The sequence below is a fragment of the Herbaspirillum sp. B65 genome, from assembly GCF_000333555.1.
GTDB classification, from domain to species: domain Bacteria; phylum Pseudomonadota; class Gammaproteobacteria; order Burkholderiales; family Burkholderiaceae_D; genus Herbaspirillum; species Herbaspirillum rubrisubalbicans.
Genome location: NZ_BADI01000023.1, coordinates 1 through 3,577 on the forward strand (window position 1 = coordinate 1; position 3,577 = coordinate 3,577).

Consider the following 3,577-nt stretch of genomic DNA (forward strand, 5'->3'; position numbering starts at 1 on the left):
GCCTTGGCGACTGGCAGACCTTCTGGTGCAGCTCACGATAAGAGACACGGCTGACCTGGCCGTCGTCGGACTCGAAGATGATGGCGGTCTTGTCGGCGTTGCCGTTCTCCAGGTTGACGTCCAGGCAGTTGTAGGACACGTTGACCTGGCCATCGGCGAACCATTTGTAGAACGGTGCGTTGGATTCATCCAGGGTCTGGGTGAAGGGCTTGTGCCACTTCAGGTTGTCCTTGGCCAGTCTGGCCCAAGTGCCTTCGTAGTCCTTGGCGAATTCGGCGTTCAGCGCATGGTAGGCGTCCATGCCCGAAATGGCGGCGTGCTTGGCCAGTTCGGCCGGCGGTGCGAATACGCGATTCTCTTGCTTGAAAGTTTCGATGTCTGCCACGGTAGTCTCCACAAGGTTTGTTTTTGCTTTCCGCAAAACATAGGCCGCTTCACTTACTCAGTCCTTACACTGCAGCCCTGCGCGCAAGCAAGGCAGGCACTGGGCCGCCCCGGTCTCCATCGACGGCGATCTTCGATGGCGACCTTCATATCACTGTTTCACTCTTGCCTCTTATGTTCACCCTTCCCAGCTTTTCCAGCCTTATGTCCAGGACAACATTTTGACATTCTGGCACAGGACGGTGTTTCCCGCAGGCACCTGCCGCATCATATTTGATCTGCGACAGCCTGAAGGGTCGTCCACGGAATCGGCTCAAGGGCGTGTAGAATACGGCCCCAAATCCGAAGCCGAGCTTGCAGTGACAAGCCTGGCACCATCATCGGATATCGCCACCATCCGCCAGAATCAAGCGTACTGTACAGACCCATGAAAAACCTGTCTCCCCAGCCTCCCCGCAAGATCGGCATCCTGCCCAACCTGATTTTCATGAGCCGCTGGCTGCAGCTACCGCTGTACCTGGGGCTGATCCTGGCGCAATGCGTCTACGTCTATCACTTCTGGGTCGAGCTGGTGGACCTGATCGGTGCGGCCATGGGCAGCGCCAGCTCACTGGACCATATCCTCGATGCGGTGGCCATTCCCGGCGCCATCCGCCCGGAAAAGCTCAATGAACAAACCATCATGCTGGTGGTACTGGCGCTGATCGACGTGGTGATGATTTCCAACCTGCTGATCATGGTGATCGTAGGGGGATATGAAACTTTCGTCTCACGCATGAACCTGGAAGGCCACCCTGACCAGCCCGAGTGGTTGTCGCATGTGAATGCTTCGGTACTGAAGGTCAAGCTGGCCACGGCCATCATCGGCATTTCCTCGATCCATCTGTTGAAGACCTTCATCAATGCCAACCTGTACGATGCCAAGACCCTCATTGCGCAGACCGGCATCCACATCGCTTTCCTCTTGTCGGCCATGGCCATCGCCTACTGTGACCGGCTGATGGTCCATCCTTCCGAGCCCTCCGCCCCATCCGACAAGCCGCACTGAGTTTGCCCCATCCACACCTGAGAGAACCAGCCATGACCATCATCAAGCAAGACGATCTCATCGAATCCGTCGCCGCCGCGTTGCAGTACATCAGCTACTACCATCCGGCCGACTATATCGCCCATCTGGCGCGCGCCTATGAAACCGAGCAGAGCCCGGCGGCCAAGGACGCCATCGCCCAGATCCTGACCAACTCGCGCATGTGCGCCGAGGGCAAGCGTCCGATCTGCCAGGACACCGGCATCGTCAACGTGTTCCTGAAGATCGGCATGGGCGTGCGCTTCGAGGGCTTCTCGGGCTCGATTGCCGACGCCGTCAACGAAGGCGTGCGGCGCGGCTACTCGCACCCGGACAACGTGCTGCGCGCCTCCATCGTGGCCGACCCGCAATTCGAGCGCAAGAACACCAAGGACAACACCCCGGCCGTGATCCACATGGAACTGGTTCCGGGCAATACGGTGGACGTGCAGATCGCCGCCAAGGGCGGTGGCTCGGAAAACAAGACCAAGTTCGTCATGTTGAACCCCTCCGACAACCTGGTGGACTGGGTCTTGAAGACCGTGCCCACCATGGGTGCCGGCTGGTGCCCGCCGGGGATGCTGGGCATCGGTATCGGCGGCACTGCCGAAAAAGCCATGCTGATGGCCAAGGAAGTGCTGATGGAAGACATCGACATGTACGAGCTCTTGAAGCGCGGCCCGCAGAACAAGACCGAGGAACTGCGCATCGAGCTCTATGAGAAGGTCAATGCACTGGGCATTGGCGCCCAGGGTCTGGGCGGCCTGACCACCGTGCTGGATGTGAAGATCATGATGCATCCGACCCACGCGGCTTCCAAGCCGGTGGCGATGATCCCCAACTGTGCTGCGACCCGCCACGGCCACTTCGTGCTGGATGGCTCGGGCCCGGCCTACATGGAACCACCCTCGCTGTCGGACTGGCCGCAAGTGCAGTGGGTAGCCGACACCGAGAAATCCAAGCGCGTCGACCTGGATACCCTGACCAAGGAAGAAGTCGCTTCCTGGAAGCCGGGCCAGACCTTGCTCTTGAACGGCAAGATGCTGACCGGCCGCGATGCCGCCCACAAGCGCATCCAGGACATGCTGGCCAAGGGCGAACAGCTGCCGGTGGACTTCACCAACCGCGTGATCTACTACGTCGGCCCGGTCGATCCCGTGCGCGACGAAGTGGTGGGTCCGGCTGGCCCGACCACCGCCACCCGCATGGACAAGTTCACCGACATGATGCTGGAACAGACCGGCCTGATCTCCATGATCGGCAAGTCCGAACGCGGCCCGGCTGCCATCGAGGCGATCAAGAAGCACAAGTCGGCCTATCTGATGGCTGTGGGTGGTTCGGCCTATCTGGTGTCCAAGGCGATCAAGTCGGCCAAGGTGCTGGGCTTTGCCGACCTGGGCATGGAAGCGATCTACGAGTTCGAGGTCAAGGACATGCCGGTGACGGTGGCGGTGGACGCCAACGGCATCTCGGTGCACAACACCGGCCCTGCCGAATGGAAGGAAAAGATCGCCCAGAGCGTCTCCCTGTCCAAGATCCCGGTCACCACGGCTTGATTCACGACCCAACCACCTTCACCCCAGGAGCGCGCGCAGCACCATGAAAGAAGCCGTCAAGCAAGTCCCCGCGCCTTCTGCCGTGAATCTGGAGCGCACCACCCCGATGCCGACCGCAGCCGATGCCGCGGTCGGCATTTTCGATTCCGGCGTTGGTGGTCTGTCGGTGCTGCAGCACATTCATGCCGCCCTGCCCCGCGAACAACTGCTCTACTTCGCCGACTCCGGCTATGCGCCCTATGGCGAGAAGACCGATGAGCAAATCGTGGAGCGCTCGCTGGCTATCGCTTCCTTCCTGATCGACCAGCGGATCAAGGCCCTGGTGGTGGCCTGCAATACCGCCACTGCCGCGGCCATCCAGGCCATCCGGGCGCACTGGCCGCAACTGCCGGTGGTGGGTATCGAGCCGGGCCTCAAACCCGCTGCCCAGCAAACCCGCAGCGCTACCGTGGGCGTGCTGGCCACCCGCAGCACGCTGGCCAGCAAGCGCTTTGCCTTGCTGCAGGCACAGATGGAGGCGCAATACCGGGTCCGTTATCTACCGCAAGCCTGCGTGGGACTGGTGACTGAT

The 3,577-nt window shown here is 60.9% G+C and carries 4 protein-coding genes; 3 read left to right on the forward strand and 1 reads right to left on the reverse strand.

From position 1 onward, the window contains the following. Positions 1 to 385, reverse strand: a 385-nt coding sequence (locus I5W_RS00440; RefSeq protein WP_044527776.1) for an acetyl-coenzyme A synthetase N-terminal domain-containing protein, incomplete at its 3' end; no start/stop codon positions are given. A gap of 426 nt (positions 386 to 811) precedes the next feature. Between I5W_RS00440 and I5W_RS00445 the strand changes: the two genes are divergently transcribed. From I5W_RS00445 to I5W_RS00455, 3 genes are all read left to right on the forward strand, one after another. Continuing rightward, complete coding sequence (locus I5W_RS00445) at positions 812 to 1,432, forward strand: YqhA family protein (protein WP_017454392.1); 621 nt, start codon at positions 812 to 814, stop codon at positions 1,430 to 1,432. Between the two features lie 32 nt (positions 1,433 to 1,464). Beyond that, on the forward strand, positions 1,465 to 3,006 hold the full coding sequence (locus tag I5W_RS00450; RefSeq protein WP_017454391.1) for a fumarate hydratase: 1,542 nt from the start codon (positions 1,465 to 1,467) through the stop codon (positions 3,004 to 3,006). Between the two features lie 43 nt (positions 3,007 to 3,049). Continuing rightward, a partial coding sequence (locus I5W_RS00455) for a glutamate racemase (RefSeq protein ID WP_044527777.1) occupies positions 3,050 to 3,577 on the forward strand: 528 nt, incomplete at its 3' end.